The sequence below is a fragment of the Staphylococcus sp. GDY8P120P genome, assembly GCF_017892065.1.
In the GTDB taxonomy this organism is placed as follows: domain Bacteria; phylum Bacillota; class Bacilli; order Staphylococcales; family Staphylococcaceae; genus Staphylococcus; species Staphylococcus nepalensis.
In genome coordinates, this window is sequence record NZ_JAESKI010000008.1 from 61,081 (window position 1) to 78,504 (window position 17,424).

Sequence of the window (17,424 nt, forward strand, 5' to 3'; positions counted from 1 at the left end):
TTAGAATAAACCGATTTTAAATTTTATGTAACTTGTCTCACTCTTTTTTAATAAATTAAGACTCCAGTGGTGTTTGTTTTTTAGCTAATATACTTTGAGTGATAATACCACCATGATATTTACCATTTTCAATAAAAATTGTGTTAGCATCATTTCCTGCAGCAATAACACCAGCTATATAACAATTTTCGACATTTGTTTCATAAGTTTCTTTGTTGTGAACGGGTGCTGTTCCATATTCATTGCTATTAATTTTTATACCGATTGATTCTAAGAAATTGTAATCTGGATGATAACCAATCATAGCAAAAACGTAATCATTAGGAATTTCAATTAAATCACCATTTTGTTCATAAATGACACTTTCTTCAGTGATTTTCGTAACGTCAGATTCAAATGCCATATTAATTTTTTCATGTCTTACTAATGATTCGAAATTTGGTAATATCCAAGGTTTGATGGCCTTCGGATAGTCAGAGCCGCGATAGATTACCGTCACATGAGCGCCTGCTTTTTCTAATTCAAGTGCTGCATCTACTGCTGAATTTTTACCACCGATAATGACGATATTTTGATCAAAATAAGGATGTGCTTCTTTAAAATAATGCATCACTTTTGGTAGCTCTGCACCTTCTACTTCAAGCGCATTATGTTGACCGTAATACCCTGTAGCTACCGTCAGAAATCTACATTGATAAACGTCTTTAGTAGTCGTAAGCGTAAATCGATTATTGATTTTTTTAACAGTAAGGACTTCTTCGAAAGCATTGATACGCAATTGATGATGTTTGACCACTTCTCTATAATAGACTAGTGCTTGATTACGATGTGGTTTGCTTTCTTCGACAATAAATGGAATGTCCCCAATACTTAATTTATCACTAGAAGAAAAGAAAGTTTGATGTGTTGGATAATTATAAATAGCATCTACAACATTCCCTTTTTCAATTACTAATGTATCGATTCCCTTTTTCTTTTGTTCAATAGCGGCACTTAAACCACAAGGACCGCCTCCTATGATAATACTTTCTACTGTTTGCATATTTTTGTCCTCCTTTTACCACCCATTTATTATACCAGGACATAAAAAAAAGCCAAGAGATAGAATTTGAAAATTTAATTACAATAAAAATAAGAGTAGGACAAAAATCAAAATTAGATTTGATTTCCTATTCCTACTCTTATTGCTAAATCATAAGCAAACATTATTCTGGAATAACTAGTTGCTGGCCATTATGAATATCGTTGCCTTGTAAGCCATTTGCTCTTCTAATTTTTTCAACATTTTCAGTTGAGCCACTTCCATAATACTGGATTGCTATTCTGTATAAGTTTTGCCCATTTACAGTATGTGTTTGTTGGCCTGAATTGTTGCTTGATGCTTGATCATTTTGCTGGTTATCTTGCTGATTGTTCTGCGAGTTCGCATTCTGATTTTGGTCATATGAACCATTTGAACCGTCACTTTGATTAGTGGCTTGATCTTCTTGTTGTGATTGGTCACTTTGATTGTTTTGATTATTTTGGTCAGAAGTAGCAGCTTGATCTTGATTGTTAGATGCATTACTTTCTGAACCAGAATTTGCTTGGTTTGAACTATCATTACTATTATCTGATGCTGATTGGTCATCATCTTTATCAGATTTATCGCTACCAGAATCTTTATCAGAATCTTTCTTGCTGTCTTTATCAGAATCATCATTTTTATCTTTATTATCAGCTACTTGTTTATCATCACTATTGCTATCGTCATTATTACCATTTAAGGCCATACCAGCAAAAATTCCAATTGCAGCTAAAATGAGGATTGCAGCAATAATAGGCAATATTTTTTTGAATAAACCGCCTTTTTTCTTGTTATTTTCATCATTATTGTCGTCATCATTTTTATCATCGTTATTGTTATCATTATTGCCATCATTACCACCAGAAGCATTTGAATGAGCGGCACTCGCACCTGCAGCGCCAACACCTGCAGCACCAGCGGCAGCAGCGCCTTTTTTCTTATCACTATGTTGATTATTATCTTCAGAGGTATTGTTTTTATCAGAACTATCATATTGATTATCTTTCTTCGTTGTAGCAGCGGTAACACCTGCGCCTGCAGCAGCGTTATTTGATTGCTCTTTCTTACTTTCTTTTACTTCATTTTCATTGTTTTGTTTTCCATCGTTATTATTTTGATCTTTATGTTTTTTCGCAGCGTATGCGCCAGCACCTGCAGCAGCGGCAGCACCACCAGTGGCAGCAGCGCCTTTTTTCTTGCTACTTTGATCTTTAGTTTGCTTGTCTTGAGCTGCTGTATTTTCTTTTTCACTGCGATTTTGATTAATATTATTATTTTCCGAAGGGTCTTGGTTTTTATTCATTTCATTTGATTTTGATGATGTATCATTATCTTGCTGTTGATCGGCGTCAACTTGACTAGATGTACTGTCTTTTTCATCAATATTAGATTGATTATCTTCATTTTGATGCGTTGCGGTTTCTCTTCTACGCTGTCTCCTTTGAGCATTTCTTGGAGGGAATTGTTCGTCTTTTTTATCAGAAACTTCCTCTTTTACATTGTCAACGGAATCATTGACAGAGTTCTCTACATCATCCTTGTGTTCTTTTGGATCAATGGATTGACGATTTTTTTCAAAATCATCTTTAAAATTATTATTAGACAAATTCATCATCCTTCCGTATTTTAATTTATTATATACAGTTTTACCCTGAAAAGTAGTAAATATGTATAAATTATATATATAAAACAACTATAAAATGAGTATGTATTTAGTATTATAGCTTGATTGAAAAACGGAAGTAAAGCATTTATCTTTTATTTGAAAAGATTTTGTAATTTTTCATTATAATCCATTTTTCTTTTTACTTTTTTTCTATTTACGATATTTATATCAATTAATTCTGAATCATTATCACAACAGTGGTTTGGTTTTTCTGATAATTCCTCTCCAAAAAATTCAACCATATAAGCTCTTCGACATTGATCTAACTGTTTATAGCCCAGCATACGATGATAGCCTTGTTTTTTCCTTTGAAACGCAGTCGCAAAGATATGCCGTAATTGTTTAATAGAGTAATAGCTAAATAAAACCTCTAATATTTCTATCTTTTCTGGAGGCAAAAACATGCCTAACTCAAAAGTGTTTACATCCTCTTCTGTAATAACATCAGCGAACAGCAACGTTTCTAATAGGTAACTATCATCTGGCTGGAAAAGACTTATAGCTTGACTATATGCACCATCCCTGCCAGCACGTCCAATTTCTTGCATATAATTAGATGGACTAGTAGTTAAATGGAAATGTATAATAGTGCGAATATCTTTTTTGTTGATGCCCATCCCAAATGCACTTGTTGCAACAATAATTGGGATTTCGTTGTTTATAAATTGGTGTTGAACTGTGTGCCTTTCTTGATAAGTTAAATCTCCATGGTAAATACCTGTTAAAAACCCATACTGATAAATTGCTTTTGCTAAGTTGAGACACATTTTTTTTGATGAAACGTATATAATAGTCGGTCCTGAATGTTCTAAAAGTGGTAGCAACCATTTTAACTTAGCATGATCGTCTTCGAAGTTTTTATGGGTTAGAGATATGTTTTCTCTATTCATTGTAGTTTTTACAATAATGAAGTTTTTATTTAGCATCTGATTTAAGTCAGATGTTAAATATGGCGGAGCTGTAGCAGTTAATGCAAGTACATTGGCTTCAGGAAAATGGTCGATAATTTTGCCCACAAGCGCATAATGAGGTCTGAAATCGTATCCCCACTCAGAAAGACAATGTGCTTCATCTAAAACAATCAAGCCTAAATCCAAGTTTTGAATGAGTTTGAAATTATGCGGTTGCAACAAAAATTCTGGGCTTAAAAATATAAAACGACTATGTTTTAATAATTGCATATTTTGTTGTTTTTCATTTTCATCTAAACCAGAATGAATACACGAAACATAGTGTTCACCATGAAGTTTTAATTGCATAACTTGGTCGTCCATCAAAGATATTAAGGGTGAAATAATAAGTGTTGGTTTTTGCTTAATATAAGTTGGCAATTGATAACAAAGGCTCTTCCCACTACCTGTAGGTAATATGCCTAAAGTATCTTTGCCATTGAGTACATGTTCGATAATTGCTTGCTGTCCAGGTTTAAACGAGTCAAACCCGAACCACTTCTGTAATTCATGTTGTAACATTTAAATCACCTCTTTCAAATCCAACAATCAATAATTTAATTTCGAAATAACTGAGTTCTGGAAATTTTTCTTTATAATTTCTTAACCGCTCACCACGATTTCCGATATAAAATCTTAAAAATGAAGTGTCATGTTGACTATTTAAATAATCTTTGTATTTAGATAAATAACCTTTTATAAATAACTCTAATATATGGTCTTCAATTGTATTAGGCTTAACGTTTTGCATATTTGCTAATTGATTAAAGCTCAGACCATTTTTAATTCCGCTAAACGTTTGTTCAGTCTTAAATAATAGTGTCGGTAGTATGATTAACTGGTTTAAAATGGGATACTTTGCTTGTTCTTCTAATTCAAACATCATCATGACCAAATCATTTAATTCTAATTCAAACAGTCTTTTTTGAGAGACATTTTCTATTAGGCTGATTTGCTGTCGTGTATACATGCTTTCTTCAAAACCTTGCAAGTAATAGTGTATGTAAAGTGTGTTATTTTTTTCTATAATCGATTTGAATAAAACATTTAACTCTTCAATTAATTTATATTGTGTGTCAGCGTTTTTAATTTCCTTATATACTGCTTTTACCCGTTGTTGAATTGTACTGTGATGGGTAACAGGGATAAATTGAAACATCCCATGTTCTGTATTAGAAACTGTTTGGACTAGCAGTTGAATTGCTTTAAATGTATTTAATAAGCTATCGTATGTATGGCGCGGATGAACGCGTATACGTTGTTCCGAATCTTCGTTCATTTTGAAATCATGAACATTTCCCACAAATGATGGATACTTTAGGTTGGGTAAGCTATGATACAATGATAAGAGTTGCTGACTACAGGCGTCAAAAAAGGTTTGATGAGACTTTTTCCCTGTGATAATATTATATATGCTTTTTTCAGTTTTGTAATTGTGTGCTTGTGTAAGTGATAAGTGAATTATATTATACATGTTTACTCCCTCATTTTATAAAACGAAAACATTTGAAAAAATTTAAAACAGTAACTACAATACTAATTGTGTTATTAGTGTAGCATGTTTGTTAAAGGAGGCGAAGAAATTGGCTAAATATACAATTGTTGATATGGATACATGCATTGCATGTGGTGCTTGTGGTGCTGCTGCCCCTGATATATATGATTACGATGACGAAGGTATCGCGTACGTTATACTAGATGACAACCAAGGTACTGCAGAAGTACCAGAAGAATTATATGAAGATATGGAAGACGCATTAGAAGGTTGCCCAACAGATTCCATTAAAATTGAAGAAGAATCATTTGACGGAGACCCTTTAAAATTTGAATAAAGCATCTATTCAAATAAAACATCTTATAAAACTCAGTGTAGTCATTAAACAAATGAAAACGCTGGGTTTTTTTATTTTTAAATAATCAATTTAGTTTTATAATTGTATCCATAAGACCACATCATAAAAAAAGCTGGACTTTGAACTCCTATTTATAAAATGGGTTTCATCCAGCTTTCTTATGGTTATTATATATATTTATTTAGGTAAAATATGCTTTAAACGTTTGAATAAAAGTATAAATATTAATGAAATAATGATTCCTTTAATAATATTAAAAGGAATAACGCCTGAAACAACAACGATTTTAATGTTTTCAACTACATTAGAAAGGTTCATTATCATTCCGTAAAGCGGTAATAAAACAAAATAGTTTAAAATACTTAAGACGATTGTCATGACAATCGTAGCTATACTAAAGCCAACCACTTGTGTTTTAATTGTAGATTTATGTTTGATAACGTAAAAAGCTGTTAAAATAAAGCTTGCTCCAGCTAAAAAGTTGGCAATAGGGCCAACTGGATCGCCTATATTAAACAAAAAATTAAGCAAGTTTTTTATAAACAATACAATAATTCCTGCTATTGGGCCTAAGCTAAAAGTAGCTAACAATGCTGGAATATCGCTGAAATCTAACGTTAAATACGGTGGTAAAAATGGTATCGGAAATTTGATAAACATTAAAATAAATGAAACCGCACTTAACATACTTATTGTAATAAGTCTTTTGGTTTGTTGTTGCATATTAAATTATCTCCTTCCATTCACCTTGCATAGAAAAGGAGGATTTAATTGCATAACAAAAACCCTCCATCTTCTCCCATCCAGACTATACTGTCGGCTCTAGATTCGCACTAGATCAGCCATCTATCTTTAAAAGATAAATAGGTCGCAGGCTTTATTTACTGCCGGTTGGGAATCACACCCTGCCCCGAAGATGAATTTCTTAATTTTTATAAATATATCATAGCCTATTACTCAGATAAAAACAACAGACATGCTCTTATTCATTAAAACAGTAGCATTTATAAAATTAAAAACGAGATTAGAAAACAGAATATGTTAACTGATTTCTAACCTCGACTTTAGATGAAGGTATCCATGTACTTTTAAATACAAATATGGAATGGTTATAAAATGATACAGGTTTAACTTATTGCCCATTCTTTCTAAATTAAATACGTTATTTCTGAATTATTTAATATTAAGAGAGATTGCTACAATTATATGTTAGCAAATTTATTTACTAATATCGTGATCCACTGGTTTTGGTAGTTTAATAATGAAAGTCGTACCTTCACCTAGTTCACTTTTTACTTCTATAGAGCCTCCATGTTCATCAATAATCATACGGCAAATAAATAACCCTAAGCCAGTACCTTGTTTGCCACGTTTACGTGCAGTATCAACTTTATAAAAACGATCAAATACCTGCTGTAAATGCTCAGGTGCTATACCAGAACCAGTATCAGTGATATAAAGTATATTTTCATTATCAGATTCGCCATAACTAATTGAAATTAAATCGCCAGGTTCAGTATATCTAGTAGCATTATCAATAAGGTTAGTTAGCACTTGTTCAATTCTATCTGTATCAAAATACCACAATTGATTCTGAGTATTGGGATTTAAATTCATAGTTAAACCTAAATCATTTGCTTGTTTTTGGTATTTTTGTTGCATTCTGTTTAATAACGGATCGATGGGTTGTACAACCTTTTCTACGGTTAACCCTTCAGCATCCATCCGTGCTACATTGAGTAACTCATTTACTAAACGATTTAAACGTTTCGTTTCGTCCAGTACAATAGACAATGATTCATGTATTTCTTCAGGTTCAGTTACAATACCATCTACGATTGATTCTGTATAACCTTGCAATAAAGAAATGGGTGTGCGGAGTTCGTGTGATACATTAGCAATAAAATCTTTTTTCATCTGGTCAATATTATGCTCATTTGTCATATCACGAATAATTGCAACAATACCGCTTCTACCGTCTGGTTGTATTTGTTCGATATAACTTGAAATAATAACAAAATAACGTGTGCTAATCTCGTATTCTTCGAATTGTGTTTGTTTTGTTTTAAATGTTAATTCGTTTTGACGATCTAGTTTTTCTAAATCATGTTTATCCAATATTTTTAAAATGTTTTGTGCCATTTTATTAGATATAATAATATCTTTTTTATCATTAAATCCTAGTACGCCTTCGACCATCGAGTTAATTAAACTATCTCGTATATTTTTAGAAGATGATAGTGCATCTATATGTTGTTGTATTTCAGAGCTCATCGTATTAAAAGCCCGTGAAAGTTCACCTATTTCATCTCGTGAATTAACAGGAACAACTTGTGCATAGTCCCCTTTAGAAACTTTGAGTGCTTGTGTTCTTAATTTTCTAAGTGGTTTTGTGATACGAGAAGATAAGAAAAATGCAAATACTGTCGTTATAGCTAAAAAGATTATAGCAATAATTAAAATAATGACAGTAATGACATTGTTTGTATCTTCAATCGTTTTTAAATCTTGGTAAATAAATACACCACTGTACTTGCTATTATGCTGACTGGAATCAAGATTTTTAGATGGATAGCCAATTAATACATATGTCTTTTGTTGTTGTTTTATATCAACCGTGACGTGTTCTGATATTTGCTCTCCTTTGTCGAATACTTTTTCGTAATCTTTATTATCTTTAATTTCTCTGAACATCTTTTCTTTAGTTTCATCTTTATTTGCACTATCCATGTGCTTGTTATTCATAATAATCAGACCTACTGGACCTTCGATTAATGATTTACTGTGTCTAATAGCTGTTGCTTTATCATCTGAACTTTCAACCAAATAGCTAATTCTTTTTGCATCTTTGAGTAATGAATCCTCTGTTTCTTGCGTAAAGTAAGATTGTATAAACGTTATAAGGGCTGCGCTTAATAAAATTAAAACTGTCGTTACTATAAAGATTATAGTTAACCACAGTTTTACTACGACATTATTGAGTCGGTTCATTATCAGATTTAACCTCGAATTTATAACCCACACCCCAAACGGTTTGAATCATTTGAGCTGCATTCTCTGAAACTCGATTTAATTTCTCTCTTAAACGTTTTACATGTGTATCAACTGTACGCAAATCACCATAGAACTCATAGTGCCAGACTTCTTTTAAAAGCTGTTCACGATCAAAGACTTTGTTTGGTGTTTTCGCTAAAAAGATTAAAAGTTCATATTCTTTTGGTGTCAGGTTTACTTGATTATTATCAGCCAGTACTCTATGCGCATCATTATCAATCACAAGATGTTCAAACTCGATTAAATCTCGTGCATGGGGTTCGCTTTGTTCTGTATGTGCTACCTGAGTGCGTCTTAATAAAGCTTTGACACGTAATACAACCTCGCGAGGTGAAAAAGGTTTAACGATATAATCATCTGCACCGGATTCAAATCCTTCTACTCGATTTGTTTCTTCACCCTTTGCAGTTAACATAATAATAGGTGTTTCTTTATGTTCTCTTAATCTAGATGCAACAGCAATACCATCCATCTCTGGCAACATTAAATCTAATAAAATACATGAATAATCATGTTCCATTGCCATTTTATACGCTTCATGTCCATCTCTAGCTTCATGTGTTTCAAAAGATTCTCTTTCTAAGTACAATTTTAATAATCGTCTGATTCTATCTTCATCATCAACGATAAGTATTTCGTTTGACATAGGTTTCGTACCCTCCCACACTGCTATCTTTCAATTTCAATCACATTATATCATAGGTTGAAGCATAAAAGTGCTTAAGAATGAAAAGTTTGTGAATTTTTTATCAATATCTGGTTGTTGCCTATAGGTTCTCACAATTAATGACCATGTTCAGCCAATTGACGTAATACTTTTACTTCATGCGGTGTAAGCACTCTGCCTTCACCAGCATTCAATCCTTTTAAATCTAAAGGCCCAAATTCTATACGTTGTAATTTTGATATTTGGTAACCAAAATGCTCAAACATACGTCTAACTTGTCTATTACGTCCTTCCGTTATTGTAATCTCTACAAGCGTTGAATTTTTGTCTTTATCTTGATTTTTAATTTTTACGTTGGCAGGTTGCGTCTTACCATCTTCTAATTTAATGCCTTGTTCTAACGCTTTAACTTCTTCACGCATAAGATAACCTTTTAATTTAACGACGTATTTCTTTTTAATTTTGTAACGTGGGTGCGTCATTAAATTTGTGAATTCTCCATCGTTCGTTAGCAATAGTAAACCAGATGTATCATAATCTAAACGACCAACTGGATAAATCCTTGTTTTGATTTGTTTAAAGTAATCAGTAACTACTTTTCTACCTTTATCATCAGACACACTCGTAATCACTTGCGCTGGTTTATAAAAAAGGATATATAATTTATCTTCTTGTTCCAATTTAACGCCTTCTACTTCCACCGTGTCAGTAGGCTTTACCTTTGTACCTAGTTCAGTTTCTGTTTCACCGTTTACTTTGACTTTACCTTCTGTGATTAAGGTTTCAGCTTTACGTCTTGAAGTATAACCGCTGTTTGCAATACGTTTTTGTAATCTTTCTATTTCTTTACTCATTATTATCTCCTTTTTGGTTGACTAAGTTACTAAAGAAAGCTTCAATTTCTTCATCTTCTTCATCTGTAGTTGGTAGATCATCTAAATGTTCAATGCCGAATACATTTAGGAATAACTCTGTTGTATATAGCTGTTGGCTTCTAGAATCTTGTTCATCTTTCGCTTCAATTAAACCACGCGCTATCAAAGTTTTAACGGCACCATCTGAATTAATGCCTCTAATCATTTCGATATCACTACGAGATAAGGGTTGATTATATGCAATAATAGATAAAGCTTCCATAGCTGCTTGTGATAATTTCAATTTTGATTTTTGTTCTATTAATTTTTCGATATATTCTGAAGCATCTTTTTTTGTTGTAAGTACATAATTATTGCCAAAATGTTGGATCTCTAGCCCAGAAGCATCATATTCGGTGATTAAAGTATGCAATGTATTTTGATCAATTTCTAATATCTCTAGAATTTGCTTTTCTTCAAGTCCTTCATCCCCAGCTGTATAAAGTAATGCTTCTAGAACTCCTTTATCGTTCAATGCCATAGTTAACTCCTCTTAAAATATTTATATCTTCAAAGCTTTTTTGCTGTTCTATATTTACAATACCTGATTTTGACATTTCTAGTATTGCAAGGAAATGAGTAACCACCATTTCTAATGGTTCAGTAAAATTAAATAAGCTAAAAAAGTTAAATGATTCATGATCTTTCAAACGTTTGGTAACTTGAGAAGTAGCTTGTTGAATTGTAAATGTATCTTTTCGAATATCGACTGTTTTAGGCGTTTGATATTCGACACGATTTTTTACTTTTTGATAGGCGATGATCAATTCAGTTAAGTCAATCGTATGGTTTGAATCCCAAGTTTCATTTGATTCTAAATGCGTTAAATCAGTTGGATGTTTAGCATAATATTGTTCTCTTTCTGCTCTTTTTTCATTTAAAAGAACTGTATACGCTTTATAATTTTGATATTCTATTAATCGTTCAACTAAATTTTCACGTGGATCATCGTCTATATCCTCAACGTCTTCTGATTGAGGTAATAGCATTTTACTTTTAATCATAAGTAATTCTGATGCCATAACTAAATATTCACTTGCCACGTTAATTTCTAATCGGTTCATCGCATGTATATATTGCATATACTGCTCTGTTAATGATTTCATAGGAATATCATATATATCAATTTCAAATTTTTGAATAAGATGCAATAATAAATCTAAAGGTCCATTAAAGGCATCGAGTTTTACTTCATACATTTTTATCTACCTCATATTAGCAAGTTAAGTGCGGAATTCACTAAAATATTATAGCATGTTTAGTATAAACATTTAAATTTGGAGCGATATTCATGTTAAGAAATGCATTACAAGATTTTTATTTTCAATTTCATACGCAACAACATTACTTTCTTTGTCATGACATTTTAGAAGATGCTTGGAAAGCAAACCCGCATTATAGTAAAGAGGACGCAATTGTTAGTTTAATCTTAACTGCGACAGGTTGTTATCATTACAGAAGACAAAATTTTGTAGGCGCTGTTAAATCTTTTAAAAAGGCATTAAGTGTGATTCGAAAATTTGATTCAGCTTTAAACATTGGTCTTGATATACAAGCATATCAACAGCAAATACAAACTTTGATAAACACAGTTAATAGAGAACGAACTTTTACGCCAATTCAATTACCTATTACAAACGAAATGGAAGAAGACATATTAAAAAGATATCCTAATTATATAGTGACTTTTTATAAAATAGAAGATAGTTATATTATAGATCACCATTTAAAAAGAGATCGTACTGAAGTTGAAGCTGCTAGACAACGTGCATTACAAGCGCGACATAATGCACAATAAAATTATAGTGGCTTTTTATTGAAGTTATATTTTCCACATATACTATGTTAAAAAACACAGACTAGTTATTCAACCGAATAAACTGGTCTGTGTTTATGCTCGTGGATGAAATTCGTTATACATTTTACGAATTTGTGATTTAGACACATGTGTATACAATTGCGTAGTTGAAATGTCAGAATGCCCTAACATTTCTTGAACTGCACGTAAATCTGCTCCGTTTTCCAGCAGGTGTGTTGCAAATGAATGTCTTAAAGTATGAGGTGTTAAAGTTTTCAAAATATTTGCTTTAATACCATTTTGTTTAATCATTTTCCATATAGCCTGTCTTGATAAAGGTTTTCCATGCATATTTAAAAATAGTGCATTAGTTACAGTGTTTTTTAAAAGTTGAGGTCGAACTGTTTCAAGATAAGTATTTAAAAATTCAATAACTGTATCGCCTAATGGTACAATACGTTCTTTATTCCCCTTACCAAATACACGTATGAACCCCATAATTAAATTAATATCTTCTAATTCAATTTGGATAAGTTCAGAAACGCGCATACCTGTAGCATAAAGCAATTCTAGCATTGTTCTATCTCTATAACCGTTATTTTTAGATAAATTAGGTGTTTCTAATAATCTAAGTACTTCCTCGACTTCTAATACGTCTGGTAATTTACGATCATATTTAGGTGTTTCAATTAATACAGTTGGATCTTTGGCAGCGTATTTTTCTCTTAAAGCAAATTGATGAAAGCTTCGTATGGTTGAAATAAATCGAGCTAATGATTTCGAAGAGGCACCTTCATCATGAAGGTGTCCCAAGCATTCTTGAATTAATTGTCTATCTACAAAATCTATATGGCTGATTTTGCGTGATTCTATAAATTCAGCATATTTCTTTAAATCGCGGCGATATGCGCCTATTGTATTTACACTTAATCCTTTTTCAAGTTGTATAAATTTTAAATATTCATCTATCATATTATTCACTATACTACCTCTATTTCTGAAATAGTCATTTTCGATTTATTTTCCTTTAGCTTGGCATGAAGCGCATACACCATGAAACGTTAAACGGTGGTCTAATATTTTAAAATTAAACTCATTTTCGACTCTTTCCTCCACACGAGGTAACAAATCTTCTTCGATTTCTTCTACTTTCCCACATTCCATACAAACTAGATGATGGTGGAAATGTTTTGCACCTTCTTTTCTTAAGTCAAAACGAGCTACGCCATCGCCAAAATTTATTTTATCAACTACTTTGAGTTCTGCTAATAATTCTAGTGTACGATAAACCGTTGCAAGTCCAATTTCTGGCGCCTTATCCTTGACCTTTAAATAAACATCTTCAGCACTTAAATGATCTTTTTCATTTTCAATTAAAACTCTCAAAGTTGCCTCGCGTTGTGGAGTCAATTTATAAGATGATTGCTGTAATTGCTGCTTCACGCGATTTAAACGTTCTTCCACGGAAGCCTCACTCCCCTACTAATAATTATAATCATTTTAATTTAGTTATGATTTATATATATAAAATACCAATAATTGATAAAAAGCGCAAGTATTCTCGCCTCTTATTTATAATGATTATAATTAAGTAAAATATATTGTAACGCGATAATGGTTTTTGCATCTTCTAATACTTTATTATCTAGCATTGTTTGTATCTCACTCATATGATAGTATTCTAATTCTAAAAATTCATCCTCATCTAAATGCATTTCGCCATTTTTTAAATCTTTAGCTAAATATATAGATATTTTTTCATTTGAGAAACCTGGAGAACCATACATTTCTGAAATAAGTTCTAATTCTTCAGCAATATAACCGGTCTCTTCTTGGAGCTCACGTTTTGCTGCAGCTTCTCTCTCTTCCCCTTTTTCTAATTTACCAGCTGGGATTTCTAAAAGTGGTTTTTCACATGCTTTTCGAAATTGTTTGACTAATATAATCTTATCATCTGGCGTGATAGCACAAACAGCAACAGCGCCATTGTGATATATCAGCTCACGTTTAGAATTTTGACCGTCGGGTAGTTCAACATCGTGGACTTCCAAATCGATGATCGCGCCTTTATAAATGGAAGCTCTATGTATTGTTTTTTCAAATAAGTTCATAAATAATCACAGTCCTTTTAATTGGTTTAAGATATTGTTAAGATAAACACATTAGTAATTAAGGGGTTAGCGATTTAACAAATCAATGCGTTAAATGATTTATTTGTTTTTTAGCTATGTATAGATAGTTAATAATGAAAATGTTCATCTTACTTTATTATGTCTACGCCCTATTATTTAAGTGTATCGAAAGGAGAAACAACATGCAAAAAAATGTTTTAAAAAGTGGCATTGAAATTTCAGAGTTAGGTTTAGGTTGTATGAGTCTCGGCACTGATAAAAAGCAAGCAGAACCTATCATAGAACGTGCAATAGAACATGGTATCACGTATTTTGATACAGCTGATATGTATGATAAAGGTGTAAACGAAGCTATAGTAGGAGAAGCTTTAAAAAAATATCAAAACAGAGACGATATTGTAATTGGAACGAAAGTGGGTAATCGTTTGAAAGATGATGGCTCTACAACATGGGATCCTTCTAAATCTTATATTAAAGAAGCAGTTAAAGGTTCGCTACAACGATTAGGTTTAGACCACTTAGATTTATATCAATTGCATGGCGGAACAATCGGTGATCCTTTGGATGAAACGATTAGCGCCTTTGACGAATTAAAAAAGGAAGGCATCATACGAGCTTACGGTATCTCGTCAATTAGACCTAACGTGATTGATTATTATTTAAAACACAGCGACATCGAAACACTTATGTCTCAATTTAATTTAATTGATAACAGACCAGAGCCATTATTAGATGATGTGCATGCTAAAAAAGTAAAAGTCTTAGCTCGTGGGCCAGTATTTAAAGGCCTATTAACAGCAAAAAGTAATAGTGTGTTAGATTCAAAATTTAGCGAAGGTATTTTTGATTATACGTATCAAGAACTAGGAGAAACAATTGCTTCAATTAAAGAAATAGAAAGTAATTTAACTGCGCTTACCTTTAATTATTTAACCTCACACGATGCTTTAGGTTCTATTATCGTTGGTGCAAGTAGCCCAGAACAGCTAGACGAAAATGTAAACAACTACCTACATTCGAAAGATATAAGCCTAGAAAAATTAAAAGCAGCCCAAGATCGTGTTAAAGATTTAAACTATACACAGCATTTAAATTAATTCTTTTTTCATTTAGTCAAAAACGTTAGGTTCCAAGTTATAAGGAACTTGACGTTTTTTTATTTTGTAAAAATAGCGTTATTAGAAATAAATAGTTTAAGTTCATCTTTTGTCAGCAGCAGTAGACTCAAACTTAAAAACGCCTATCTCCTTTTTAGAATACAATTCAATTGTTAGCTAAAATAGCACAACTTTCATAGATACCATTTTTGACTATCCCATTCACCTGAATTATCCGAAGTAATACGCCTTATGTTATTTGGATATAACTATTTGCTTTAAACTTTTTTAAACTAAAAAGAGTATAAAAGTTATAGAACTCTAGCTTAATAATAAAAAAATTATTTGATATATTGGATTTATCATTTAGACATTGTGTAAAAAGGTTAAGCTTTGTTTTTAAACAATGACACAAAGTTTTTTTCAATAAAACGAGGTAGTAATTGATAAAACTTTAGCATGATATGCATCCATTTGGGTTCGTTGAGTTCTATCTTTTTGTTTATGATACTATTAATAATTTGGTCTGCTAATACATCAGGATTAAGCATCATTTTTTTATATTTTTGAGCAAACTTTAAGGTTGGGTCTGCTTTATCATGGAACGGTGTTGCTATTGGGCCAGTGTTGACAGTCATGACATGATAATTTGGTTTTTCTATGCGTAATGCGTTTAACACTTGATTCAAGGCCGCTTTACTTCCGCCATAATGCGCTGCATAGCCTTGTGTTAAAAAAGCAGATTGGCTACCAATACCAACAATAGAAGGATTTTTAGATAGATAAGGTTGTAACACTTTTAATAAAATATTAAAATGGACCACATTTAAATTATAGGTTTCTTGCATTTCAGTTACTGTATGGTTTTCTATTGATTTAAAATAACCTAGTCCGGAACTATAGATGAAACCATCAATTTTTGTATGTTTAAAATGCATATCTAAATCTAAAATTTGTGCTTGAGATTGTAAATCACATTTGATTATAGTTAAGTGATTTGTGTCGTATTGCGCTTTAATGTAATTTAATTTCTCTGGGTTTCTTGCAAGCACTGTTACATACACGCTTTTATGAAGTAGTGACTGTAAAATAGATTGACCTAACCCGCTTGTGCCACCTGTTAAAACATAATGTTTACCAATCATAATGAAATCCCTACCTTTTTGAACTTAGTACTAGTATATGTATTGAATTGCATTTTGTCATGCATTTTTTAAAATTATTAGCCATATTTTAAAACTATGTTAGTATGGAAACATAAAAAACAAAGGGGAAGTGAAGTCTTTACATGAAACTCGTATTTTATGGTGCTGGTAATATGGCACATGCAATATTTACAGGAATTGTTAACTCTAAAGTAATTGATTCCGATAAAATTTATTTAACCAATCGATCTAATGAAGTAGCATTAAAAGCATATGCAGACGAATTAGGCGTTAATTATAGTTATGACGACGCCGCTTTATTAAAAGATGCTGATTATGTGTTTTTAGGCACTAAACCGTATGATTTTGATAGTTTAGCTGAGCGAATTAAACCTCATATCAACGAAAAAAATAAATTTATTTCAATCATGGCTGGGTTACCGATTAGTTATATTAAAGATAAATTAGAAACAAGCAATCCTATCGCACGTACTATGCCAAATACTAACGCTCAAGTAGGACATTCCGTAACCGGTATTAGTTTCTCAAATAATTTCGGAGCTAAATCTAAAGAAGAAGTTGATGATTTAATAAATGCGTTTGGCTCTGCTATTGAAGTTTCAGAAGATAATTTGCATCAAGTTACAGCCATTACAGGTAGTGGGCCAGCCTTTTTATATCATGTATTTGAACAATACGTTACTGCTGGTACGCGTTTGGGCCTAGAAAAATCCCAAGTAGAAGAATCCATTCGTAATTTAATTATAGGTACAAGTAAAATGATTGAACGTTCAGAATTAAGTATGGAACAGTTAAGAAAGAATATTACTTCTAAAGGTGGAACGACTCAATCAGGACTTAATGCGTTAGCAGAGCACGACATCGAAGGTATTTTTGAAGATTGTCTACGTGCTGCAGTTAATAGAAGTATTGAATTATCAAACCAAGATAATGATTAAGCATAATTGTAATTTAAATTGCAATAAAAAACTATTGATTTTTAAAACTAAAGCATATTAACTTTGAGATTCATTTATGTTTGTTACACGGAAACGGGACAGGAAATCTGATTAAAAACCAGA

18 protein-coding genes and 1 riboswitch are annotated in these 17,424 nt (G+C 32.0%); of the genes, 4 read left to right on the forward strand and 14 right to left on the reverse strand.

Features of this window, described 5'->3' with window-relative positions; translation table 11 throughout:
• Positions 1 to 55: 55 nt before the first annotated feature.
• From ypdA to KA900_RS06425, 4 genes are all read right to left on the reverse strand, one after another.
• Entirely contained in the window at positions 56 to 1,042 is a 987-nt protein-coding gene (ypdA, locus tag KA900_RS06410) for a bacillithiol disulfide reductase YpdA (protein WP_096809633.1), read from the reverse strand.
• A gap of 163 nt (positions 1,043 to 1,205) precedes the next feature.
• A complete protein-coding gene (gene ebpS / locus KA900_RS06415) occupies positions 1,206 to 2,678 on the reverse strand; it encodes an elastin-binding protein EbpS (protein ID WP_232164813.1) in 1,473 nt (490 codons plus the stop codon).
• 146 nt (positions 2,679 to 2,824) lie between these two features.
• The gene (locus KA900_RS06420; RefSeq protein ID WP_096809629.1) at positions 2,825 to 4,204 is read right to left on the reverse strand and encodes a RecQ family ATP-dependent DNA helicase; all 1,380 of its coding nucleotides are present in this window, start codon (positions 4,202 to 4,204) and stop codon (positions 2,825 to 2,827) included.
• Complete coding sequence (locus KA900_RS06425) at positions 4,191 to 5,156, reverse strand: helix-turn-helix domain-containing protein (RefSeq protein WP_107644067.1); 966 nt, start codon at positions 5,154 to 5,156, stop codon at positions 4,191 to 4,193. The genes KA900_RS06420 and KA900_RS06425 overlap by 14 nt, the downstream gene beginning before the upstream one ends.
• A gap of 109 nt (positions 5,157 to 5,265) precedes the next feature.
• On the opposite strand from KA900_RS06425, the gene KA900_RS06430 reads away from it, so the two are divergent.
• The gene (locus KA900_RS06430; RefSeq protein WP_019468351.1) at positions 5,266 to 5,514 is read left to right on the forward strand and encodes a ferredoxin; all 249 of its coding nucleotides are present in this window, start codon (positions 5,266 to 5,268) and stop codon (positions 5,512 to 5,514) included.
• Positions 5,515 to 5,712: 198 nt separating this feature from the next.
• On the opposite strand, the gene KA900_RS06435 is transcribed toward KA900_RS06430, so the two are convergent.
• The 6 genes from KA900_RS06435 to KA900_RS06460 form a co-directional block, all read right to left on the reverse strand.
• Complete coding sequence (locus tag KA900_RS06435) at positions 5,713 to 6,258, reverse strand: ECF transporter S component (protein ID WP_096809626.1); 546 nt, start codon at positions 6,256 to 6,258, stop codon at positions 5,713 to 5,715.
• Between the two features lie 64 nt (positions 6,259 to 6,322).
• Positions 6,323 to 6,457: riboswitch (FMN riboswitch) on the reverse strand.
• A gap of 296 nt (positions 6,458 to 6,753) precedes the next feature.
• Complete coding sequence (locus KA900_RS06440; protein ID WP_245339164.1) at positions 6,754 to 8,526, reverse strand: ATP-binding protein; 1,773 nt, start codon at positions 8,524 to 8,526, stop codon at positions 6,754 to 6,756.
• Entirely contained in the window at positions 8,510 to 9,235 is a 726-nt protein-coding gene (locus KA900_RS06445) for a response regulator transcription factor (RefSeq protein ID WP_096809622.1), read from the reverse strand. Before KA900_RS06445 ends, KA900_RS06440 begins: the two co-directional genes overlap by 17 nt.
• Positions 9,236 to 9,372: 137 nt before the next feature.
• Complete coding sequence (locus KA900_RS06450; RefSeq protein WP_096809620.1) at positions 9,373 to 10,110, reverse strand: pseudouridine synthase; 738 nt, start codon at positions 10,108 to 10,110, stop codon at positions 9,373 to 9,375.
• Entirely contained in the window at positions 10,103 to 10,651 is a 549-nt protein-coding gene (scpB, locus tag KA900_RS06455; protein ID WP_096809618.1) for an SMC-Scp complex subunit ScpB, read from the reverse strand. Before scpB ends, KA900_RS06450 begins: the two co-directional genes overlap by 8 nt.
• Positions 10,635 to 11,369 carry a segregation and condensation protein A gene (locus tag KA900_RS06460; protein ID WP_096809616.1) on the reverse strand — a complete coding sequence of 245 codons (735 nt, stop codon included), beginning with the start codon at positions 11,367 to 11,369 and terminating at the stop codon, positions 10,635 to 10,637. The genes scpB and KA900_RS06460 overlap by 17 nt, the downstream gene beginning before the upstream one ends.
• A gap of 92 nt (positions 11,370 to 11,461) precedes the next feature.
• On the opposite strand from KA900_RS06460, the gene KA900_RS06465 reads away from it, so the two are divergent.
• Positions 11,462 to 11,968 carry a DUF309 domain-containing protein gene (locus KA900_RS06465; protein WP_096809615.1) on the forward strand — a complete coding sequence of 169 codons (507 nt, stop codon included), beginning with the start codon at positions 11,462 to 11,464 and terminating at the stop codon, positions 11,966 to 11,968.
• A 93-nt stretch (positions 11,969 to 12,061) separates the two neighbouring features.
• Here KA900_RS06465 and xerD read toward each other — a convergent pair whose 3' ends face one another.
• The 3 genes from xerD to KA900_RS06480 form a co-directional block, all read right to left on the reverse strand.
• Positions 12,062 to 12,940 carry a site-specific tyrosine recombinase XerD gene (gene xerD / locus KA900_RS06470; RefSeq protein WP_242692936.1) on the reverse strand — a complete coding sequence of 293 codons (879 nt, stop codon included), beginning with the start codon at positions 12,938 to 12,940 and terminating at the stop codon, positions 12,062 to 12,064.
• A gap of 45 nt (positions 12,941 to 12,985) precedes the next feature.
• The gene (gene fur, locus KA900_RS06475; protein ID WP_096809611.1) at positions 12,986 to 13,432 is read right to left on the reverse strand and encodes a ferric iron uptake transcriptional regulator; all 447 of its coding nucleotides are present in this window, start codon (positions 13,430 to 13,432) and stop codon (positions 12,986 to 12,988) included.
• Between the two features lie 104 nt (positions 13,433 to 13,536).
• Complete coding sequence (locus KA900_RS06480; RefSeq protein ID WP_096809609.1) at positions 13,537 to 14,079, reverse strand: NUDIX hydrolase; 543 nt, start codon at positions 14,077 to 14,079, stop codon at positions 13,537 to 13,539.
• A 203-nt stretch (positions 14,080 to 14,282) separates the two neighbouring features.
• On the opposite strand from KA900_RS06480, the gene KA900_RS06485 reads away from it, so the two are divergent.
• Entirely contained in the window at positions 14,283 to 15,197 is a 915-nt protein-coding gene (locus KA900_RS06485; RefSeq protein WP_096809607.1) for an aldo/keto reductase, read from the forward strand.
• 386 nt (positions 15,198 to 15,583) lie between these two features.
• Here the strand turns inward: KA900_RS06485 and KA900_RS06490 are convergent, their stop codons facing one another.
• Positions 15,584 to 16,342 (reverse strand): SDR family NAD(P)-dependent oxidoreductase, encoded by a 759-nt coding sequence (locus KA900_RS06490; protein WP_096809605.1) that lies wholly within the window; start codon positions 16,340 to 16,342, stop codon positions 15,584 to 15,586.
• A gap of 143 nt (positions 16,343 to 16,485) precedes the next feature.
• Here KA900_RS06490 and proC point away from each other — a divergent pair, with 143 nt between their 5' ends.
• Positions 16,486 to 17,301 carry a pyrroline-5-carboxylate reductase gene (gene proC / locus KA900_RS06495; protein WP_096809603.1) on the forward strand — a complete coding sequence of 272 codons (816 nt, stop codon included), beginning with the start codon at positions 16,486 to 16,488 and terminating at the stop codon, positions 17,299 to 17,301.
• Positions 17,302 to 17,424 lie beyond the last annotated feature (123 nt).

Bases quoted from the DNA above. Each gene is read 5' to 3' on its own strand.
- ypdA (WP_096809633.1), bottom strand. From the start codon at position 1,042: ATGCAAACAGTAGAAAGTATTATCATAGGAGGCGGTCCTTGTGGTTTA.
- ebpS (WP_232164813.1), bottom strand. From the start codon at position 2,678: ATGAATTTGTCTAATAATAATTTTAAAGATGATTTTGAAAAAAATCGT.
- KA900_RS06420 (WP_096809629.1), bottom strand. From the start codon at position 4,204: ATGTTACAACATGAATTACAGAAGTGGTTCGGGTTTGACTCGTTTAAA.
- KA900_RS06425 (WP_107644067.1), bottom strand. From the start codon at position 5,156: ATGTATAATATAATTCACTTATCACTTACACAAGCACACAATTACAAA.
- KA900_RS06435 (WP_096809626.1), bottom strand. From the start codon at position 6,258: ATGCAACAACAAACCAAAAGACTTATTACAATAAGTATGTTAAGTGCG.
- KA900_RS06440 (WP_245339164.1), bottom strand. From the start codon at position 8,526: ATGAACCGACTCAATAATGTCGTAGTAAAACTGTGGTTAACTATAATC.
- KA900_RS06445 (WP_096809622.1), bottom strand. From the start codon at position 9,235: ATGTCAAACGAAATACTTATCGTTGATGATGAAGATAGAATCAGACGA.
- KA900_RS06450 (WP_096809620.1), bottom strand. From the start codon at position 10,110: ATGAGTAAAGAAATAGAAAGATTACAAAAACGTATTGCAAACAGCGGT.
- scpB (WP_096809618.1), bottom strand. From the start codon at position 10,651: ATGGCATTGAACGATAAAGGAGTTCTAGAAGCATTACTTTATACAGCT.
- KA900_RS06460 (WP_096809616.1), bottom strand. From the start codon at position 11,369: ATGTATGAAGTAAAACTCGATGCCTTTAATGGACCTTTAGATTTATTA.
- KA900_RS06465 (WP_096809615.1), top strand. From the start codon at position 11,462: ATGTTAAGAAATGCATTACAAGATTTTTATTTTCAATTTCATACGCAA.
- xerD (WP_242692936.1), bottom strand. From the start codon at position 12,940: ATGATAGATGAATATTTAAAATTTATACAACTTGAAAAAGGATTAAGT.
- KA900_RS06480 (WP_096809609.1), bottom strand. From the start codon at position 14,079: ATGAACTTATTTGAAAAAACAATACATAGAGCTTCCATTTATAAAGGC.
- KA900_RS06485 (WP_096809607.1), top strand. From the start codon at position 14,283: ATGCAAAAAAATGTTTTAAAAAGTGGCATTGAAATTTCAGAGTTAGGT.
- KA900_RS06490 (WP_096809605.1), bottom strand. From the start codon at position 16,342: ATGATTGGTAAACATTATGTTTTAACAGGTGGCACAAGCGGGTTAGGT.
- proC (WP_096809603.1), top strand. From the start codon at position 16,486: ATGAAACTCGTATTTTATGGTGCTGGTAATATGGCACATGCAATATTT.